Below are 18,458 nucleotides of genomic sequence, written 5' to 3' on the forward strand. Positions count from 1 at the left end.
CACGCGTGCGAAGTCCGGACCGCACCGCAACTTCACACACTCGTGCTTGGCGCGGCTGGTGCTGAGGGCTGTTAAAACCGGCGCGAGGCAACCCTCAGCGCCAGCCGGGGTCGCAACGCGGACTGCCGCGCCTGGCGAAACTGCCGTGACCAGGGCGTGTGCCGGCCGGCGGCCGTGGCTGCCGAGAGGAACGGTGACCCGCCCCGGCGGCGGGGGTCAGGCGCCGCCGACCCGCAGGACCTCGCTCAGGCGGCGTCGTCGGCGGGTCGCGGCCTCGGCCGGGACCACCAGGGTGACCATCACCGGGAAGGCCAGGACGATCAGCGCGAGGCCCGCCCAGGGCAGGATCAGCGCCGGGTCGTCCGGCTGGCCGGTGAGCAGGCGCAGCGCGAGCGGGCCGAGGGTCAGCCAGGCCAGCCCGGCGCCGAGCAGCGGGCCGCCGGCCGCCGCGAGCAGGGCCAGGGGCAGCAACTCGGCGGTGGCGACGCGGCGGGCCTCCCGGGTGCGCAGGCCCAGTGTCCGCAGCCGGCTCAGGGTCTGCCAGCGTTCCGGGGCGCCGGCCGCCGCGCCGAGCGCGAAGCCGAGCAGGCCGAGCGCGAGCAGCGTGCCCGCCGACGCCCAGGCCAGCCTGATCAGCCCGGTGACCAGCGGCGCGTCCCGGCGGGCGCGTTCCACGTCGGTGCGGATCTCGACGAGCGCGTCGCCCGCCGCGGCCTTGGCCGCCTGGGCCGCGCCGGGGCCGGTCACCCAGATCGTGTTCGGGACGACGGTCACCCCGGCGGCGGTCATCGCGGCCGCGTCGACGAGCACCACGTCCTCACCACCGCCGATCGCCGGCGCGACACCGACCGCGTCGAACGAGACCGGCGGCGCACCGTCGCGCGGAAGCTTCAACTGACTGCCGACACCCACCTTGCCGTCACCCGACCGGACCAGTGCCGGGACGGCACCGGACCCGGCGGGCAGCGGAGGCAGGGCGGTGAGCGGGGTGTCGGCCAGCAACGTGCGATAGGCGGCGCTGTCCACCACCACCAGCCGCGCCGGCCGGGACGCGTCCCCGACCACCAGCGGCGCCACGTCGATGACCTGCGCCGCCACCACGTGCCGCACCCCGGCGGCACCCACCAGCTTCCGCATCACCTCGTCGGTGGCCGACGCCTTCCGGGGCGAGAGGTCGAGCCGGGCGTCCGCGCCCACCGTCCGCCACGCCCCGTCGGTCAGCCCCCGGTCCACCGTCGTGCTCACCGTCAACGCGAACGTCGCCAGCCCCGCCGCGCTCACGAGAGCCAGCACCGGCAGCGCCCGCGCCGCCACGTACGCCGCCCGGGCCGCCCCGAACACGGCCAGCGGCCGGGTGGAGCGCAGCGCCTGCCGCAGCCGCAGCCCGGTCAGCGCGGGCAGCACCCGCAGCAGCACGAGCGCCCCGGTCAGCACCCCGAGCGCGGGTGCGGCGGCCGGCAGCAGCACGGTCCCGCCCGCCGACGGCAGCACGCCCCGCTGGTGCAGCACGGTCACCGCGGTCACCGCCGCGGCGAGCACGGTGGCCTCCCCGGTCAGCCGGCGCAGCGCTGCCGTCCGCCCGGCCCACTTGCGGGCGCTGCGGTTGGCCGGCACCCGGCGGTCGCGGGTCGCCCGGTACGCCACGACCAGCCCGAACGCCGGCCCGGCCAGCACCGCGGCCAGGCACACCGGCAGCAGCCAGCCCCACGCCACCCCACCGGCGACCAGCGCGGCCACGAGCACGCCGAGCGCCGCCGCCCCGGCGGTGACCAGCACCGACTCGAGCAGCAGCTCCGCGCCGAGCGCGATCAGCGACGCGCCGCGCTGGCGGGCCACGGCCAGTGCCGCCGAGCGCCGGGCGACGAGCAGGTCGGCGGCCAGCAGCAGGATCAGCACGGCGACCACGGACACCGCGGCGAGCAGCACCGACGCCTGAGCCTGGGCCGCGTCGATCTCGTCGCGGACCTCGTGCAGCACCGCGTCGAGCTGGGTCGCCCACTGCGAGGCGTAGCCCCGGCTGGCCGACGACCCGGAGGACGCCTTGAGCGCCACCACTGTCGCCGCGAGCTGTTCCGCGGAGTCCAGGGTCAGCACGGCCGGATCGGGGCGGAACCGCACGGTCTTGCTGATCTCGTCGAGGCCGAACGCGAGGCGGGCGTCCGGTAGTGACTCCGCGGAGAGCAGGCCGCCGTACCGGGTGTTGCCGGCGCCGTCCATCCCGGGCGCCGGGTCGAGCAGCCACGGTGCGACCTGCCAGGCCGGGTCGGCCGGGTCGGTGGCGCGGAACACGCCGCTTACCCGTACATCCTTGGGGTTGCGCTGATCGTCCTCGATCGCGAGGCGATCGCCTGCCTGGAGTCCCAGCCGCGTCGCGGTCTTCTCGGAGACGCCGACCTGCACCGGCCACGGCGGACCGTTCCACGGCGCTTCGACGTCCGGCTGCTCGGCGGCGGGCTTCGGCGCGCCGCCGGAGAGCCAGGTGACCGCGGGTCCGGTCGCGCCGGCCAGGTAGTTGAGCCGGAAGCTGCGCGGCTCGGTGTTGTTGAGCAGTTTCAGGTACGGGCTGTCGGTGAACTCGATCGGCGGCAGCAACGAGTCCCGCAGCGAGCCGAGCTGATCCAGGGAACGGTCGCGCAGCTCGTCGAGGGCCTCGGTGGAGCGCGGGCTGCGGACCCGGCCGCCGCTGGAGCCGTCGTCGTATTCCCAGCGTGCCTCGACCTTCACGTCCGCGTCGTCGCCGGCCACGCTGACCGCCTGCCGGACCGCCTCGTCGGCGGTGCTGCGCAGCAGGACCGGCACCGACCCGGCCAGCACCGTGACCACCGCGACCACCACGGCCGAGAGTGTCAGCGGACCGGCGTCGGCCCGGGCCCGGCCGCGGACGCTGGGCCAGTGCAGATTCATGAGACCACCCGGATCTGGGCCGCACCGGCGCGGCGGGCCTGTACCCCGGCGACCACGCCGACGGCGAGGGTGCATCCGGCGACGAGCAGGGCGAGCAAGAGCAGTTCGGCACCCCACGGCCAGGCCGGTGTCACCGCCGGGATCGGCGGGGCGCCGGTCTCCGCGCGGACCAGCAGCGGCGCCACGGTCAGCGTGCCCAGCGCACCGACCAGCGCGCCCGCGGCGAGCAGCGGGAACAGCACGAACGCGTGCTGGGCGAGCAGGGTGGTGCGGATCTCCCGGCCGGTCATCCCGATGCCGCGCAGCCGGGCCACCTCGCCGGCCCGGTCCCGCAGGTCGTGCGTGACGTGCAGCAGCACCCCGGCGAGCAGCAGCAGCACGGCGGCCGGGACGAGCAGCAGCAGCACGGCGGGCAGTCCGGCGTTGAGCGGTCCGGCGGTCAGCCGCGCGGTCTCGCCGGCCCGGGTCAGGACCGTGCCCAGGTGCAGGTCGTCGAGGTCGGTGCGGGTGGGTTCGCCGACCCACCAGGAATCCACCGGATATTCCAGGTCACCGTGGGCGGTCAGCACCCGCGACAGCGTGTCGAGATCGACGAGGACGGCCGCCGCTCCGGGCGCGGCGGGCACGTCCGGCACGATTCCGGCGATTTTGATCGGTACGGCGGTAGTGCCGACCGCCACCTCCAACGGCGAGCCGACGTGCACGCCGAGCCCGTCCGCGAGTCTGCGCGAGACCACCGCGGGCACCACCTCGGGCGCCGGGAACGCCATCGTGACCAGCGTCAGCGCACCGCCCTCGGACGCACCGACCTGCACCGTTCCGGTCAGCCGCAGCCGGTTGCCGGCGGCACGGGCGGCAGGGAAGGCGATCTGACCGGCCATCGGCTCGGCGGACAGGGTGGTCCACCCCGCGATGTCACCGACCGGCCCGGGGGCGACGAGGGTTACCGCGATCTTGCTCTGGCCCGGCGCGACCAGGGCGTACGGGTCGTACTCCACCGGCAGCGCCACCGCGATCAGCCGCATCCCGTCGGCGGGCGCACACCCGGCGATCCGGTGCCGGGTCCCGTCCAGCGTGATCGGCGCGGCGGTGCACAGGGTGCGCAGCCCGCTCGGGTCCTGCAGCAGCAGCTTCGGCGCCACGGTCAGCGGCACCGACCCGGTCGCCGTACCGGCCAGCACGAACGTGCCGCCGACCGGCACCGGGCTGCCACCGGCGGGTGCGGCCGGGGCCAGTCCACGGGTCACCCCCGCCCAGTCGTCGCCGTCCGGCAGCCGCCCGCGCAGCAGCTGCGCGGCGTGCGTGGTGTCGGTCGTGACCAGCTGGGGCGGGTCGCCGGCGCCGAGCCACTGACCGATCGCCAGACCCTGCTTGCTGGCCGGGCTGACCACGCCGGCGCCGGTGGCCGCGGCGATCGCCCCGCCCTGCCCGGGGGTCGGCGGGGTGGCCAGGGTGACCGTGAGGTCGGTACCGACGGCCAGGTCGGCCTGGTCGTGCTGGGACCGGTTCCAGGTGGCGTCGAGCGCGATGCCGAACGTGCCGGTCGCGGCGGCCAGGCAGATCAGCAGCCCGGCCGCGGCGGCCTGCGGGCGGCGCGCCGCCTCGAACGCGGCCAGCGGCAGCGGCAGCCCGTCGGCCCGCCGGGCGAGCCGGTCGGCGACCCGCAGCGCGGGCGGGACCAGCCGCAGCGCGAGGGCGGCGCCCGCGGTCAGCAGCAGCGCCGGCGCGAGCGTCTGCAGCGTGTCCGGGGCGGCCGACCGGGCGTGCAGCTGCCACCAGCCGAGCCCGGCGAACACCACGAGCAGCAGGTCGGCGCCGGACCGGGCGAGCAGTTCCCGGCGTCCGCGTTCGCCCGGTGCGGCCTCGGAGCGGATCGCCATCAGGGTCAGGATCACGGTGAGCGCCAGCGCGCCGGCCGCCACCGCGAGCACCTGCCCGCCGCTGACCTGCGGCGCGGTGGCCAGCCCGGCCCCGGACATCGGCGCCAGGTGGCTGAGCCCGGCGTGCAGCAGCGACGACAGCGGTACGCCCAGCGCCACCGCGGCCAGCGCGATCAACCCGGCCTCCAGCACCGCGGTCGCCGCGAGCTGGGCCCGGCTGGTGCCCAGCGCGGACAGCAGCGCGGTCTCCCCGGCGCGCAGCCCGGCGGTGAGCCGGCCGGCCAGGGCGAGCGCGGCCGCGGTGAGCACGGTGCCGAGCACGGCCACGGCCAGCACCGCGGCCTCGGTGACGTCCTGCTGGTGCCGGGCGGCGATCAGGGTGCCGGTCAGCCCGGACGCGATCCGGGTGAACTGCGCCCGTTCACCGACCGTGCCGGTGAGCCGCGGGTCGGCGTCGAGCACGTTCACGACCAGGGTGTTCAGCGTGGCCGGGGTGGCGTGCGACAGGTCCGGGTAGGCGGCGATCTCCATCCGGCTCAGCGACGAGCCGCCGTCGAGCAGGTCCGGCAGGGCGACCAGGAACGGCCCGTACGCCGGGAACGTCAGCGTGCTGTCGCCGTCGTTGTGGTCGGCCTCGTAGCCGGCCCCGTCCAGCGGGTCGCGGTCCCAGCCGGCGCCGGGCAGGGGCCGGGCGATGCCGACCACGGTGAGCAGCACGGCGGGTGCGGGGGAGTCCGGGGGTTTGGCGGCCAGGCGTACCCGGCTGCCGACCCGCAGCCCGAGCAGCTTGGCGGTCGACTCGAGCAGCACGGTCTCGGCGCGTGCCGGGTGCCCGGCGGCGCGCGGCCAGCGCCCGGTGACCAGCGCGGCCTTCTCCGGCAGGTCCTCGACGCTGGACAGGTAGGTGCGGGCGTCGTCGGTACGGCCGGGCAGCTCGCGGGTCACCGACGAGGCGCGCGCCGCCGTGGTCGCGCCGAACGGGGTGATCGCCGAGGTCAGCACGGCCCGGGTGGCGTCGGTGACCGCCGCGGCGTCCTTGCCGTCGATGTTCGCGGTGTACGCGGTGACCGTGGTCCGGTCCGGCTCGGCCTGTGCCGCCGCGACCCCGAGGGCCAGCGACGCACTGCGGGTCACCAGCAGCGCACATACCCCGAGCAGGGTGGCGCCGAGGGTGACCACGGCGAGCAGGGCGGCCAGCACCGGCCACTGGGCGCGGGCCCGCCGGCCGAGCAGGGCGATCATGCGACGATCTGCCCGTCGCTGATCCGGATCACCCGGTCGGCGAGCGCCATCATCACCGGGTCGTGCGTGGAGACCAGCGCGGTGACGCCCTCGGACTCGACGACGCCGCGCAGCAGCGCCATCACCGACCGGCCGGTCTCCGCGTCGAGCTGACCGGTCGGCTCGTCGGCGATCAGCAGCCGGGGCGAGGCGGCCAGCGCCCGGGCGATCGCCACCCGCTGCTGCTGGCCGCCGGAGAGCTCGCCGGGGCGCTGCTCGGCGTGGTCGCTCAGCCCGACCAGGTCCAGCAGCAGCCGGACCCGCTTCTCCCGGTCGGCGGCCGGCGTGCGGACCAGTCGTAGCGGCGCGCCGACGTTCTCGGCCGCGGACAGCACCGGGATCAGGCCGAACGTCTGGAAGATGTACGACACGGTGTCGCGCCGCAACTGCGACAGGCCGTCCTCGTCGAGCGCGGTGACGTCGTTGCCGTCGATGTGCACGGTGCCGGCGTCCGGGCGGTCCAGCCCGCCGATCACGTTGAGCAGGGTGGTCTTGCCCGAGCCGGAGCGGCCGACCAGGGCGACCATGGTGCCCGGCTCGATGTCGAAGGTGATGTCGCGCAGAGCGTGCACGGCGGCCGGTCCGGCGCCGAACGTGCGGTGCAGACCTCGTACGGAGAGAATCATCGGCCGTTCCTGTCCGGGTGGATCTGCACGTGGTCGGCTTCCAGCGCGAGCCGCACCCGGTTGGTGAGCTCCAGCGCCTCGCGGTACTCGCGGGGGACCTGGACCCGTCCGGCCCGGTCCATCACCGCGTACTCCTCGGCGATCACGTGGGTGTCGCCGTCGGCGTTGGTGGCGGTACGCCGCAGCACCTCGCTGCTGGTGCGCCCGTCCCGGATCGCGACGGTCCGCTCCACCTGGCCGCTGACCTCGGGGTCGTGGGTGACGACGACGACGGTCACGCCGTAGCGCTGGTTGACGTCGCGCAGCGCGCCGAACACCTCGGCCGAGGTGGCGGTGTCCAGCTCACCGGTGGGTTCGTCGGCGAACAGCACGTGCGGCCGGTTGGCCAGCGCGACCGCGATCGCCACCCGCTGCTGCTGCCCGCCGGACATCTGCCCGGGTTTGCGGTCCGCGCAGTCGGTGACACCGAGCGCCTCGAGCAGCTCGTCGACGCGGTCCCGGCGCTCCTTGGGCGGCTTGCGCGCGGCCACCATCGGCAGGTCGATCACCTGCCGGGAGGTCAGGTACGGCACCAGGTTGCTGGCCGTCTGCTGCCGGACGAACCCGACCGTGTGCCGGCGGTAGCGCACCCGGTCGGCGCGCGACATGGCCAGCAGGTCCCACTGCTCGACCCGGGCCTTACCGGCGGTCGGCGCGTCGATACCGGCCAGGATGGACAGCATCGTCGACTTGCCGGACCCGGAGGCGCCCACCACGGCGACCATCTCGCCCCGGTTCACCACCAGGTCGAGCCCCTGCAGCGCCTGCACCTCGATCGATCCGGTCTGGTAGATCCGGACCAGGCTCTCGCAGACGATCAGCTCTTCCTCGGACACCGTTTCCCCCGGCCGACGTCACCACGATCTTGGGCGAGCCTTTCTACCATGCTTGTTAACCATCTCGATACCGCCCGGGTGTGGAGCCGAAAACCGTCCGGAACGCCTCGATGAACGCGCTCGGGCTGCGAAAACCGCAGTCCACCGCGACCCGGGTGACCGGCCGCCCGGCGGCGAGCAGGTGCAACGCGTGGTGCAGGCGCAACTGGGCCCGCCACTGCGGAAAGGTGAACCCGGTCTCGGCCCGGAACAGCCGGCTGAGCGTGCGCTCCGACGCGCCGACCTGCCGGCCCAGCTCACGCAGCGACCGCTCGTCGGCGGGGTCGGTGGCCAGCAGGTCGCAGAGCTGGACCAGGCGGGGATCGGCCGGCGCCGGCAGCAGCAGCGGCAGCGCCTCGGCCCGGCGCAACTGGTGCAGCGCGACCTGCTCCAGGTGGTGCCGGTGCTCGGCGGTCAGGTCCGGGTCCTCGCTGAGCGTACGAATGACCTCGCGCAGCAACGGCCCGACCACCAGCACGGTCGGCTCGTTCCGCACCGCCACCTCGAAGATCAGCGACCGCATCTCGGTCGGCCCGTTCGCCTGGTGCGCGTGCGGCACCCCGGCGGGCAGCCAGACCGCCCGGTTCGGCGGGACCACCCACGATCCGCGGGCCGTGGAGACCCGCAGGACCCCGCTGAGCGGGTGGATCAGCTGGTGTACGGCGTGGTCGTGCCAGTCGATCCGCTCCCGGTGCTCGAGCGGCCGGACCGTCGGCCCGGTCAGGATTTGGCGTTCCACCGACACAACACGGCAGAATATCGGAAGTCCGCAGCCCGCCGCTCCGCAAGGCTCGAACCATGACTGATTCCTGGCGATCAGAAACATGAGTGGTCCGTGGCGATCGAAAACATGAGTGGTCCGTGGCGACGGATGCGGCTGTGGGGCGCCGCGCACGCCGTCGACGACCTGTACCAGGGCCTGGTCCCGGCGACCCTGCCGTACTTCGTCCTCGACCACCACTACAGCTACGTCGCGATCTCCGGGCTCACCCTGGCCGCCGCGCTCGGCAGCTCGATCCCGCAGCCGATCATCGGCGTGCTCGTCGACCGGTACCGCCTGGACTGGCTGGCCGCCGCCGGTGTCGCCCTGGCCGGGGTCGCCTTCGGACTGTCCGGCCTGGTCGGCGGCTGGTACCCGGCGGTGTGGACGCTGATCCTGCTTTCCGGGCTGGGTGTGGCGATGTTCCACCCGGCGGCCGGTCGTGCCGCCCGTGCCGCCGCCGGCGACAGCGCCGGGGCGATGAGCGTGTTCGCGGCCGGCGGCAGCGTCGGCTTCTTCCTGGCTCCGGTGCTGGCCACGCCGCTGCTGGTGTACTTCGGGGTGCCGTCCACGGCACTGTTCGTGCTGCCGGCCCTGGTCGTCGCGGCGATCCTGCTGCGCCGGCACCGGGCCACGCCGGTCACCGCCCGCCCGGGCCGGACCGGTCCCGACCAGTGGCGCCCGTTCCTGGCGCTCACCGGGGTCGAGGTGGTCCGCTCGGCGGCGTTCTTCGGGGTGAACACGTTCATCGAGCTGTACTGGATCCGGCACCTGCACACCGGTCGCACAGCGGCCGGCGTCGCGCTCGCGGTGTTCCTGGTCGGGGGAGTGGCCGGCACGCTGCTGGGCGGCCGGATCGCGGACCGCGCCGGCTCCGTCCGCACGGTCCAGTGGGGTGCCCTGGCCGGAATCCCGGCGCTGGCCGGCCTCGCCCTCACCACCGGCCCGATCCTGCCGCTGATCTTCGCGGGGCTGGCCGGCGCGGCACTCAACATCCCCTTCGCGGTCCTGGTCAAACTCGGTCAGGACTACCTGCCGTCCCGCCCGGGCACGGCCGCCGGGGTCACCCTGGGCCTGGGCGTCAGCATCGGCGGCCTGTTCGCTCCGCTGTTCGGTCTGACCGCCCAGCACCACGGCCCGCAGGGCGTCTTCCTCCTGCTCTGCCTGACCCCGGTCCCGGCCTTCCTGCTCGGCCTGCTCCTCACCACCCCCCAGACCGCCCGGCCGCAGCTCACCACCATCTGACCACTTCCGGTCAGCCCGCGGGGCGGCACTCCCACAGTCGTCCGGCACTCCCGCCGGTTCGCGGTTGCCGGCCGACCGCGCGGGTGCGCGACCCAGCCGGCGCCGGTCACCCGGCTCGCGCCGTCGGTCCCACGATGGCCGCTCGCCGGCCCGGCAACCCGGTCAGGTGGTGAGGATGACCAGGCGCTGGGTGGCTCGGGTCATCGCCACGTAGCGGTCGACCGCGCCCTCCACCCCGTCCCCGAAACGCTCCGGGTCGACGAGGATCACCAGGTCGAACTCCAGGCCCTTGGACAGCACCGGGCTCAGCGACCGCACCCGCGGCTCCGCCGGGAAGTCCGGGTCGCCGATCACGCACGCGACGCCTTCGGCGTTCGCCGCCAGCCAGTCGTCCAGGATGCGGCGCAATGCACCGACATTGTCCCGTACGACGGGGAGCCCGCTGCTGCGGATCGACGTCGGCACGTTGGCGTCCGGCAGCGCGGCCCGGATCACCGGTTCCGCCTCGGCCATGACCTCCTCGGGCGTCCGGTAGTTGATGCTCAGCGTGGCCAAGCCGATCCGGTCGAAGCCGACCCGCTTCAGCCGCTCGTGCCACGACTCGGTGAAGCCGTGCCGGGCCTGGGCGCGGTCCCCGACGATGGTGAAGCTGCGCGACGGGCAGCGCAGCAGCAGCATCTGCCACTCCGCGTCGGTCAGCTCCTGCGCCTCGTCCACCACGATGTGCGCGAACGGCCCGGCCAGCAGGTCCGGGTCGACGCCGCCGAGCGCCGCCTCGTCGACCAGCACGTCCTGGAAGTCCTCGCCGCGCAGCATGCTCATCAGGCCCATGCCGTACTCGTCGTCGGCGTTCTCGAGCAGGTCGTCGACCACCTGCATCTTGCGCTCGCGCTCGTGTGCGACGGCCGCGTGGTGCCGGACCTGGCGCTGTGCCGCCTCCGGGTCGCCGATCCGCTGCCGTGCGGCGTCGAGGATGGGCAGGTCGGCGACGGTCCACGCCTGCACGTCCGTACGCTGCAAGGTTTCGATCTCTTCGGCGGTCAGCCAGGGCGCGGCCTTGCGCAGATAAGCGGGCACCGACCACAGATCGCCGACCACGTCGGCGGCCTCCAGCAGCGGCCACGCGCGGTTGAACACGGTCCGCAGGTCCCGGTTGCGCAGCAGGTTCCGGCGCAGCGAGGGTTCCGGCTCGTCGCCGCGGTACTTCTCGACCAGCCGGGTGAGCAGCTCCTGCCAGACCAGCTCGCGGCCCTCGTTGTGCGGGGTGCCGGGCTCGGCCGCGTCGAACACCTCGGCCCAGTCCCGGACGTTGAGCCGGATCTGCTCCTCGCCGACGGTGACGGTCACGGTCTTGGCCGGGGGCTCCTCGTAGAACCGGACCGCGGTCTCGACCGCCTTCACCAGCCCGGCCGACGCCTTGAGCCGGGCCACCGAAGGGTCGCTCTCCGGCCGGGCCGCGGCGCCCTCGGCGATCAGGTCACGCAGCGTGCAGGTCTGCACGTCCTCCTCACCCAGGTTGGGCAGCACGTCGCCGACGTAGTTCAGGTACGGCTGGTGCGGCCCGACGAACAGCACCCCGCCACGGCGCTGCCCGAGCCGCGGGTCGTGATAGAGCATGTACGCGGTCCGGTGCAGCGCGACCACGGTCTTGCCGGTGCCCGGCCCGCCGTCGACGATCAGCGCGCCCTGCGACCCGGCCCGGATGATCGCGTCCTGGTCGGCCTGGATGGTGCCGAGCACGTCGCGCATCTTCGCCGACCGGTTGCTGCCCAGGCTGGCGATGAACGCGGACTGGTCGTCGAGCGACGCGTGGTGCCCGGCGAACTCGTCGGCGGTGAACACCTCGTCCCAGTAGTCGGTGATCTGCCCCCGGGTCCACCGGTAGCGGCGCCGGCTGACCAGGCCCATCGGGTTGGCGTGGGTGGCGCCGAAGAACGGCTCGGCGGCCGGCGAACGCCAGTCCAGCAGCAGCCGCCCGCCCTCGCCGTCGGTCAGGCCGAGCCGCCCGATGTAGACCGGCTCGCCACCGTCGGCCGGGATCATGTGGCCGAGGCACAGGTCCAGCCCGAACCGGCGCATGGTGCGCAGCCGGGCACTGAGCCGGTGCACCTCGTTGTCGCGTTCGACGGCGTGCCCGAGCTCGCCGATCGGCGCCTTGCGGGCGACCTCGAGGCGGGCGGTCAGGTCGGCGAACGTCTTCTCCAGGGTCGCGGCCATCACCGCGAAATGCTTCCCGTCCGCGGCGATCAGGGCCGGGTCGTCCTTGGCCGCGAGGTTCTCGGGCAGGGCGAACACGCTCACGCGGTCATCTCCATCGGCTCGATGTCGTCCGTCGCCAGCACCACACGCACCTGGATTCCCCCATTGTCGCTGCTCATCGCGTTGATGAGGGGATTGTGCAGGACGACCCGGGCCTTGCCGCAAGGGCGGGGGTCTGCTATATGTTGGAGGTGGAAAGAGGCGGGTTTTCCCTTTCCGTCCCCTTGATTCATCGCCGTGGATGGCACTGTTGATTCGTGCCCAGCTCAGGCCGTAGGTTCGAGCCATGGCCACCGGGCCCCGGTTCCGGTTCGATCAGGCGCTCGCCGACGTCTACGGCGACCTGCGCCTCACCCCGGTGCTGCGCCGCCTGCTCCGGCACACCCATCGCCTGACCGGCTCGAGGGCCGCCACCGTCTCGCTGATCGACGCCGGGCACGGCCGCTACCTCAAGGCCGCAGAGTACGGCGCGTCCTGCCGCCTGGGCCAGACCTTCCCGCTCGACGAGGGCGCCACCGGCCGGGCGTTCGCGCTGCGCCGCCCGGTGGTGATCGCCGACTACGGCCGGCTGCGCTCCGGTCACCTGGCCGGCGCCGACCCGGCCCGGCGCGGCCCCGTGGTGGCGGTCCCGGTCTGGTGGCGCGGCGAGGTCATCGCGGTCACCGTGGTCTTCGCCACCCCGGTCGGCCTCGACGTGGACGAGCTGGAGGCCTTCACCCAGTCGGCGGCCGCCGCGATCGTCGAGTCCCGCCGCCGGTCGCCGGACGCCGGCGCGCCGGCCGGGCAGCACCCGTTCACGCCGCGCGAGGCCGAGGTGCTCGCGTTGCTGCGGTCCGGGCGTACCGACCGGGAGATCGCCGCCTGCCTGACGCTGTCGCCGAAGACGATCGAGAAACACGTCGCGGCGATCCGGCGCAAGACCGGGACCGGCAACCGTACGGCCGCGGTGCTCACCGCCCTGGACAACGGCTGGACGGCCCGGTGACGGTCACGGGACCGGTGCCATCGCGGGCGCGGCGGCCAGGAACTCCCGGGCCAGCGCGGTGTCGCCGCGGACCTCGGCGCCGACCAGCTCGGGGTCGCACCGGGCGGCGGCCAGCCGGCAGAACTCGACGACCCCGAGGGTGATCTCCGCAGCGGGCCGGACGGTGGCTCCGGCCGTCGCCGCCGGGTCGAGCGGGACCGTCCACGTGCCCCCGCCGTCCCCGGTGAGCCGCAGCCGGACGAACCGGTCGTGCGGCGCCGCGACCCGCCGGGACATCACGGCCGGCAACACCCGGGCGGCGAGATCCGCCATCGGGCGCAGGTGCTCGGGCAGCGGCAGCACGTACGCCCGGCCGAGCGCCCCGGCGATGTCCTCCCCGTGGATCCAGGTCTCGAAGGCCCGGGCCGCGAGCGCGTCGGCCAGCGCGAGCGACAGGCCCAGGTACACCGTCGCGGTGGACGGGTGCCGGACCAGCGAGCGGCACACCGCGTCGGCCTGGTCGCGCCAGGCCCGCCGGGTCTGCTCGGCCGGCCGGCCCCGTTCGAGGCGCAGCACGGCAGCGGTGCGGTCGGCCGGTTTCTCGCCCGGCGCGGACGGCGGCTGCACCGGCACGCCGAGCGCGGCGGCCACCAGCCCGTCGGTCGCGGCCAGGTGCGCGACCAGGTCCCGCACCGACATCTCCTCGGCCGCGATCCGCTCCCAGTCCCCGGCGCCGAGGTCGGACAGCAACAGGTCCAGCGCGGCGACCTGCGCGGCGTACGGCGCGGCGTAGGTCGGGGTGACCGCCGCCGGCGGGCGCCTGCCGTGCGCGGCGGTGAGCAACCGGGTGAGTGCCCCGGCCGGTCGGCGCAGCGGCGGACCGGCGAGGTCGGCGGCCGTCTCGCGCAGCAGGCGGGCCTCCCGCGCGCAGGCGGCGCAGGTGTCCAGGTGTGCCTCGACGAGGGCCTCCTCCTCGGCGGAGCAGGCGTTGAGTGCCCACGCCCCGATCAGCGGGACGATCGTCTGGTGGCTCGCCGTGTCGGTCATGACTGCTCCCCAGCATGAGCGTGGATGCCGTGCATCGCCACGGCCAGTCGCCGCAGCCCCTCGCGCAGCCAGGATTTCGCGGTGCCCTCCGGCACACCCAGATCGACCGCCACCTCACGGTAGGTGCGGCCTTCCAGATACGCCAGCGCGATCGCCCGGTGCAGGTTCTCCGGCAGCGCGCGCATCGCGGTGCCGAGCCGTTCGGCCGCGTCGGAGTCGGAGACCTGGTCGCCGACCGGGTCGCCGTGGCCGAGCGCCGCGACGTCCAGCCGCCCGTCCCGGGTCGCCCGGCGGTGCGTCTCCTCCCGGCGCACCAGGTCGACCGCGCGGCGGTGGGCCAGCATCGCCAGCCAGCCGCGCAGACTGCCCTTGGCCGGCTCGAACGCGAGCGGCCGCTGCCAGACGGCCAGAAAGACCTCCTGGGTGACGTCCTCCGCGGCGGCGCCGTCCCGGGTGACCCGGACGGCGATGGTGTAGACCAGCGCGCTGAACCGCTCGTGCAGGTCGACGAGGGCGGTCTCGTCGCCGAACACGAGCCGGTCGCGCAGCCTCGCGTCGTCGTGAGCCGTACCGGTGGAACGCTGCTCGAACAAGGTGCTCACCTCCACCTCGGCCTCACTTTAGGACGGTGGGCGCGAGGCGTCATCGGACGGTTCACGATGCGCTCCTTCCCGGGCAAATCAGGGCTGTCGGAAGTCGTTCGCCGCCCGGCGCGATCCGGATGAGCCGAGTCGCCTTCGCGACTGCATGCCATCCGGGCGGTTGCGGGAAATCCCCCATACCGCGGGCGGCCCCGGCCCGGTTTGACTGGGGGGCGTGCCCGTCGTATCGATGAAAGAGCTGCTCGATCGCGCCCTGGCCGGCCGGTATGCGGTCGGTGCCTTCAACATCGTCAACGACCTGACCATCGAGGCCGTGCTGGCCGCCGCCGTCGCCGAGCGCGCCCCGGTCATCCTGCAAACCTCGGTCAAAACCGTTCTTTCGTACGGGCGGGAGCCCCTGTCCGGCATCTTCCGCGCGCTGGCCGCCGACGTCCCGGTGCCGGTCGCCCTGCACCTGGATCACTGCCCGGACCGGGAGCTGATCTCGGAGTGCCTGGCCGGCGGCTGGAACTCGGTGCTCTTCGACGCGCACGAGCTGGACGTCGAGGAGAACCTGCGGCAGACCACCGAGGTGGTGGCCGAGGCGCGCAAGACCGGCGCACACGTCGAGGGCGAGATCGAGGGCATCCAGGGCGTCGAGGACGGCCTGGGCTCGGACGCCGCCCCGGCGGTGTACCCGCTGGACGTGGCGATCGAGTTCATCCGGCACACCGGTGTCGACTGTTTCGCACCGGCCATCGGCAACGCCCACGGTCAGTACCACAGGGCGCCGGAACTGGACGCGCAACGGGTCAGTGACCTGGTCGCGGCGACCGGGGTGCCGATGGCCCTGCACGGCGGGAGCGGGCTGTCCGACGCGCAGTTCACCGACCTGATCGCGCGCGGCTGCGCCAAGGTGAACATCTCCACGGCGCTGAAGGAGAGCTTCATGAAGTCGGGCGCGGAATTCCTGGAAGCGGCCGCGGTAGGCGGGAAATGGGATCCACCGTCGCTCTTCGCCCATCAGCGGGCCGCCGTGACGGCGATGGCGCGGCGGCACATCCAGCTGTTCGGGAGCACGGGGCGGGCCCGGTGACCGCGCTGATCCTGGACTGCGACGGCGTGCTCGCCGACACCGAACGGCACGGGCACCTGCCGGCCTTCAACGCGACCTTCGAGCACTACGGGTTGCCGGTGCGGTGGTCCGAGAGTGAATACCGCGAGAAGCTGCGGATCGGCGGCGGCAAGGAGCGGCTGGCGAGCCTGTTCGCGGACGGGGCGGTCAGGGTGGACGGTGACCGTACCCACATGGTCGCGGCCTGGCACCGCACCAAGACGGAGATATTCACGGACCTGGTGGCCGCCGGCCGGATACCGGCCCGGCCGGGCGTCGCCCGGATCATGTCCGCGGCGCTCACCGCCGGCTGGACCGTCGCGGTCGCCTCCACCTCGGCAGAAGCGTCGGTACGCGCGGTGCTGGCCCGCGCGGCCGGCTACGACGTCGCCTCCCGGGTGCCGGTCTTCGCGGGTGACGTGGTGCCGGCCAAGAAACCCGACCCGGCGATCTACGCGCTGACCGTCGAACGGCTCGGCCTGGACCCGGCGGACACCCTGGTGATCGAGGACTCGGCCATCGGGCTGCGGGCCGCGACCGGCGCCGGGCTGCGCTGCCTGGTGACCGTGAACGACTACACCCGGGACGAGGACTTCGGCACGGCGGCGCTGGTCGTCTCGGGGCTCGGCGACCCGGGGCTGCCACCGATCGAGGTGCTGGCGAACCGCAGTGCGGCCACGCCCGGTGACTTCCTGACCCTCGACGACGTGCGAGCGTGCCTGGGAGGGCCGGCGTGAACGGCACGGAACTGGTGGTGCGGACCATCGCGGAGACGGCCATCGCCAACGAGAAGTACTTCGGCGACCTGGACTCGGTGGTCGGCGACGGCGACTTCGGTTATTCGCTGGCGCGCGGGTTCGAGAAGCTCCTGGACGGATGGGTGGACCTCGATCGTACGAATGCCGGGTCTTTCCTGAAACGCTGCGGCATGACCATCGCGTCGCGGATCGGTGGCACGTCCGGGCCGATCTGGGGGACCGCGTTCCTGCGGGCCGGGGCGGCCGCGGGCGAACCGCTCGACCGGGCGCGCGTGGTGGTCATGCTGCGCGCGGCGATCGACGGGATCAAAGCGCGCGGGCAGTCCGACGTCGGCGACAAGACGCTGCTCGACGCGCTGGTGCCGTTCACCGACTCTCTCGAGAAGTCGGGCGACCTGGCCACGGCGGCCAGGGCCGCGCGGGAGGCGGCCGAGGAGACCAGCGCGATGGTCGCGAAACGCGGCCGGGCGGCCTACACCGGCGAACGCAGCCGGGGATCGGTGGACGCGGGGGCGATGGCGGTGGCGGTCATCGCCGAACGCATCAGTGACGTGTGGCAACCGGAGGTAACCGGATCATGAAGAAGTTCGTCAACGACCCCAAGAACTTCGTGCCCGAGATGCTGGAGGGCCTCGCGCTCGCCCACCCGGACACCCTCAGGTACGTCCCGGCCTACAACCTGATCATGCGGGCCGACGCGCCCCGGACCGACAAGGTGTCGATCGTGCAGGGCTCCGGGTCCGGCCACGAACCGGCGCACGTCATGGTGGTCGGCCGGGGACTGCTGGACGCGGCCTGCCCCGGCGACGTGTTCGCCGCCCCGCCGATGGACTACGTCTACGAGACGACCAAGCTGCTGGCCACCCCGAAAGGCGTGCTGCTGCTGGTCAACAACTACACCGGGGACCGGATGGCGTTCGACATGGGCAAGGAGATGGCCGACGCCGACGGTCTGCGCACCGAGATCCTGACCGTCAACGACGACGTGGCGGTGACCGATTCGCTCTACACCGTCGGCCGGCGCGGCGTGGCCGGCAACTTCTTCGTGATCAAGGCGGTCGGCGCGGCCGCCGAACAGGGCGCCGAGCTGGACGACCTGATCCGGATCGGCCGCAAGGTCAACGACGTGACCCGGACCATGGGGGTGGGGCTGACCGCGTGCACCCCGCCGGCCAAGGGCTCACCGCTGTTCGAGCTGGGCGCCGACGAGATCGAGTTCGGGGTCGGCATCCACGGCGAGCCGGGCCGGGAGCGCCGCCGGCTGACGGACGCGGACGCGATCGTGGACGCGCTGCTCGACGCGGTGGTCCCGGACCTGCCCTACAAGAGCGGTGACCGGGTCGCCCTGATGATCAACGGGTTGGGTGGCACGCCGGTGAGCGAGTTGTACCTGCTCTACCGGCACGCCCACCAGCGCCTGGCCGAGCGGGGGATCCGGGTCGGGCGCAGCTACGTGAACGAGTACTGCACGTCACTCGACATGGCCGGCGCCTCGCTGACCCTGGTCCGGCTGGACGACGAGATCGAGACCCTGCTCGCGGCGCCGGCGGATGCCCCGGTGAATCCGTTCTAGGGCTTAATGTCCCAAGATCACGAAGAGCAGTGCGAGGACGGCGGGCACGGTCTGCACGTAGAGGATCCGCTTGCTCGCCGTCAGCGCGCCGACCACGCCGGCGATCGCGACGCAGACCAGGAAGAACACCTTCGCGGCGAACCCGGTGTCACCGCCGGCGATCAGACCCGCGATCAGACCGGCCGCCAGGAACCCGTTGTAGAGCCCCTGGTTCAGCCCGAGCGTCCTGGTCTGCTCGGCGAACTCGGGGGTGAGGCCGAACGCCTTGTACCCCCGCGGCTTGGTCCACAGGAACATCTCCAGCACGAGGATGTAGACGTGGATCAGCGCGACCAGCCCGACCAGGACGTTCCCGACAACGATCATGGCGGTGAGGCTACCTAACCCGTGCTGAGCGCCCCGTCCCGGTGCGCTACCCGCCCGAACTCCCCACGCAGCGCTCGGTTACTGCTTGTGTGGGGACTTTCGGTGCGGTGCGCGCCCGAACTTCACACGCAGCGCTGGGTTGCTGGTGGTGTGGGGACTTTCGGTGCGGTGCGCGCCCGAACTTCA

Annotated in this window: 15 protein-coding genes; 6 read left to right on the top strand and 9 right to left on the bottom strand. The window is 73.7% G+C overall.

Annotated features, from left to right (window positions below; genetic code table 11):
* Positions 1-216 precede the first annotated feature (216 nt).
* The 5 genes from ADL15_RS31550 to ADL15_RS31570 are packed head-to-tail and all read right to left on the bottom strand — an operon-like array spanning position 217 to position 8,344.
* The gene (locus ADL15_RS31550; protein WP_067698783.1) at positions 217-2,904 is read right to left on the bottom strand and encodes an FtsX-like permease family protein; all 2,688 of its coding nucleotides are present in this window, start codon (positions 2,902-2,904) and stop codon (positions 217-219) included.
* Positions 2,901-6,026: an FtsX-like permease family protein gene (locus ADL15_RS31555; RefSeq protein WP_067698785.1), complete on the bottom strand. Its 3,126-nt coding sequence runs from the start codon at positions 6,024-6,026 to the stop codon at positions 2,901-2,903. Before ADL15_RS31555 ends, ADL15_RS31550 begins: the two co-directional genes overlap by 4 nt.
* On the bottom strand, positions 6,023-6,691 hold the full coding sequence (locus ADL15_RS31560) for an ABC transporter ATP-binding protein (protein WP_067698787.1): 669 nt from the start codon (positions 6,689-6,691) through the stop codon (positions 6,023-6,025). Before ADL15_RS31560 ends, ADL15_RS31555 begins: the two co-directional genes overlap by 4 nt.
* On the bottom strand, positions 6,688-7,566 hold the full coding sequence (locus ADL15_RS31565) for an ABC transporter ATP-binding protein (RefSeq protein ID WP_067698789.1): 879 nt from the start codon (positions 7,564-7,566) through the stop codon (positions 6,688-6,690). Before ADL15_RS31565 ends, ADL15_RS31560 begins: the two co-directional genes overlap by 4 nt.
* Positions 7,567-7,621: 55 nt before the next feature.
* Positions 7,622-8,344, bottom strand: a complete 723-nt coding sequence (locus ADL15_RS31570) for an AraC family transcriptional regulator (RefSeq protein WP_232344585.1) — start codon at positions 8,342-8,344, stop codon at positions 7,622-7,624.
* Positions 8,345-8,440: 96 nt separating this feature from the next.
* Between ADL15_RS31570 and ADL15_RS31575 the strand changes: the two genes are divergently transcribed.
* Positions 8,441-9,610 carry an MFS transporter gene (locus tag ADL15_RS31575; protein WP_232344587.1) on the top strand — a complete coding sequence of 390 codons (1,170 nt, stop codon included), beginning with the start codon at positions 8,441-8,443 and terminating at the stop codon, positions 9,608-9,610.
* A gap of 162 nt (positions 9,611-9,772) precedes the next feature.
* Here the strand turns inward: ADL15_RS31575 and helR are convergent, their stop codons facing one another.
* Positions 9,773-11,911 (bottom strand): RNA polymerase recycling motor ATPase HelR, encoded by a 2,139-nt coding sequence (gene helR, locus ADL15_RS31580; protein WP_067698795.1) that lies wholly within the window; start codon positions 11,909-11,911, stop codon positions 9,773-9,775.
* Positions 11,912-12,155: 244 nt separating this feature from the next.
* On the opposite strand from helR, the gene ADL15_RS31585 reads away from it, so the two are divergent.
* Positions 12,156-12,854 carry a helix-turn-helix transcriptional regulator gene (locus ADL15_RS31585; RefSeq protein ID WP_067698796.1) on the top strand — a complete coding sequence of 233 codons (699 nt, stop codon included), beginning with the start codon at positions 12,156-12,158 and terminating at the stop codon, positions 12,852-12,854.
* A gap of 3 nt (positions 12,855-12,857) precedes the next feature.
* Here the strand turns inward: ADL15_RS31585 and ADL15_RS31590 are convergent, their stop codons facing one another.
* Complete coding sequence (locus ADL15_RS31590; RefSeq protein ID WP_067698798.1) at positions 12,858-13,880, bottom strand: maleylpyruvate isomerase family mycothiol-dependent enzyme; 1,023 nt, start codon at positions 13,878-13,880, stop codon at positions 12,858-12,860.
* Entirely contained in the window at positions 13,877-14,482 is a 606-nt protein-coding gene (locus ADL15_RS31595; RefSeq protein WP_198171097.1) for a sigma-70 family RNA polymerase sigma factor, read from the bottom strand. The genes ADL15_RS31590 and ADL15_RS31595 overlap by 4 nt, the downstream gene beginning before the upstream one ends.
* A 214-nt stretch (positions 14,483-14,696) precedes the next feature.
* Between ADL15_RS31595 and ADL15_RS31600 the strand changes: the two genes are divergently transcribed.
* The 4 genes from ADL15_RS31600 to dhaK are packed head-to-tail and all read left to right on the top strand — an operon-like array spanning position 14,697 to position 17,906.
* Positions 14,697-15,557 carry a class II fructose-bisphosphate aldolase gene (locus tag ADL15_RS31600; protein ID WP_067698800.1) on the top strand — a complete coding sequence of 287 codons (861 nt, stop codon included), beginning with the start codon at positions 14,697-14,699 and terminating at the stop codon, positions 15,555-15,557.
* Positions 15,554-16,312, top strand: coding sequence for an HAD-IA family hydrolase (locus ADL15_RS31605; RefSeq protein ID WP_067698802.1), 759 nt, complete (start codon positions 15,554-15,556; stop codon positions 16,310-16,312). The genes ADL15_RS31600 and ADL15_RS31605 overlap by 4 nt, the downstream gene beginning before the upstream one ends.
* Positions 16,309-16,914 carry a dihydroxyacetone kinase subunit DhaL gene (gene dhaL, locus ADL15_RS31610; RefSeq protein ID WP_067698804.1) on the top strand — a complete coding sequence of 202 codons (606 nt, stop codon included), beginning with the start codon at positions 16,309-16,311 and terminating at the stop codon, positions 16,912-16,914. The genes ADL15_RS31605 and dhaL overlap by 4 nt, the downstream gene beginning before the upstream one ends.
* Positions 16,911-17,906 (top strand): dihydroxyacetone kinase subunit DhaK, encoded by a 996-nt coding sequence (gene dhaK / locus ADL15_RS31615; protein WP_067698806.1) that lies wholly within the window; start codon positions 16,911-16,913, stop codon positions 17,904-17,906. Before dhaL ends, dhaK begins: the two co-directional genes overlap by 4 nt.
* 3 nt (positions 17,907-17,909) lie before the next feature.
* Here dhaK and ADL15_RS31620 read toward each other — a convergent pair whose 3' ends face one another.
* Entirely contained in the window at positions 17,910-18,272 is a 363-nt protein-coding gene (locus ADL15_RS31620; RefSeq protein ID WP_067698808.1) for a DUF1304 domain-containing protein, read from the bottom strand.
* Positions 18,273-18,458: the final 186 nt, after the last annotated feature.

The organism is Actinoplanes awajinensis subsp. mycoplanecinus, from assembly GCF_001509495.1.
GTDB classification, from domain to species: Bacteria; Actinomycetota; Actinomycetes; order Mycobacteriales; family Micromonosporaceae; genus Actinoplanes; species Actinoplanes palleronii.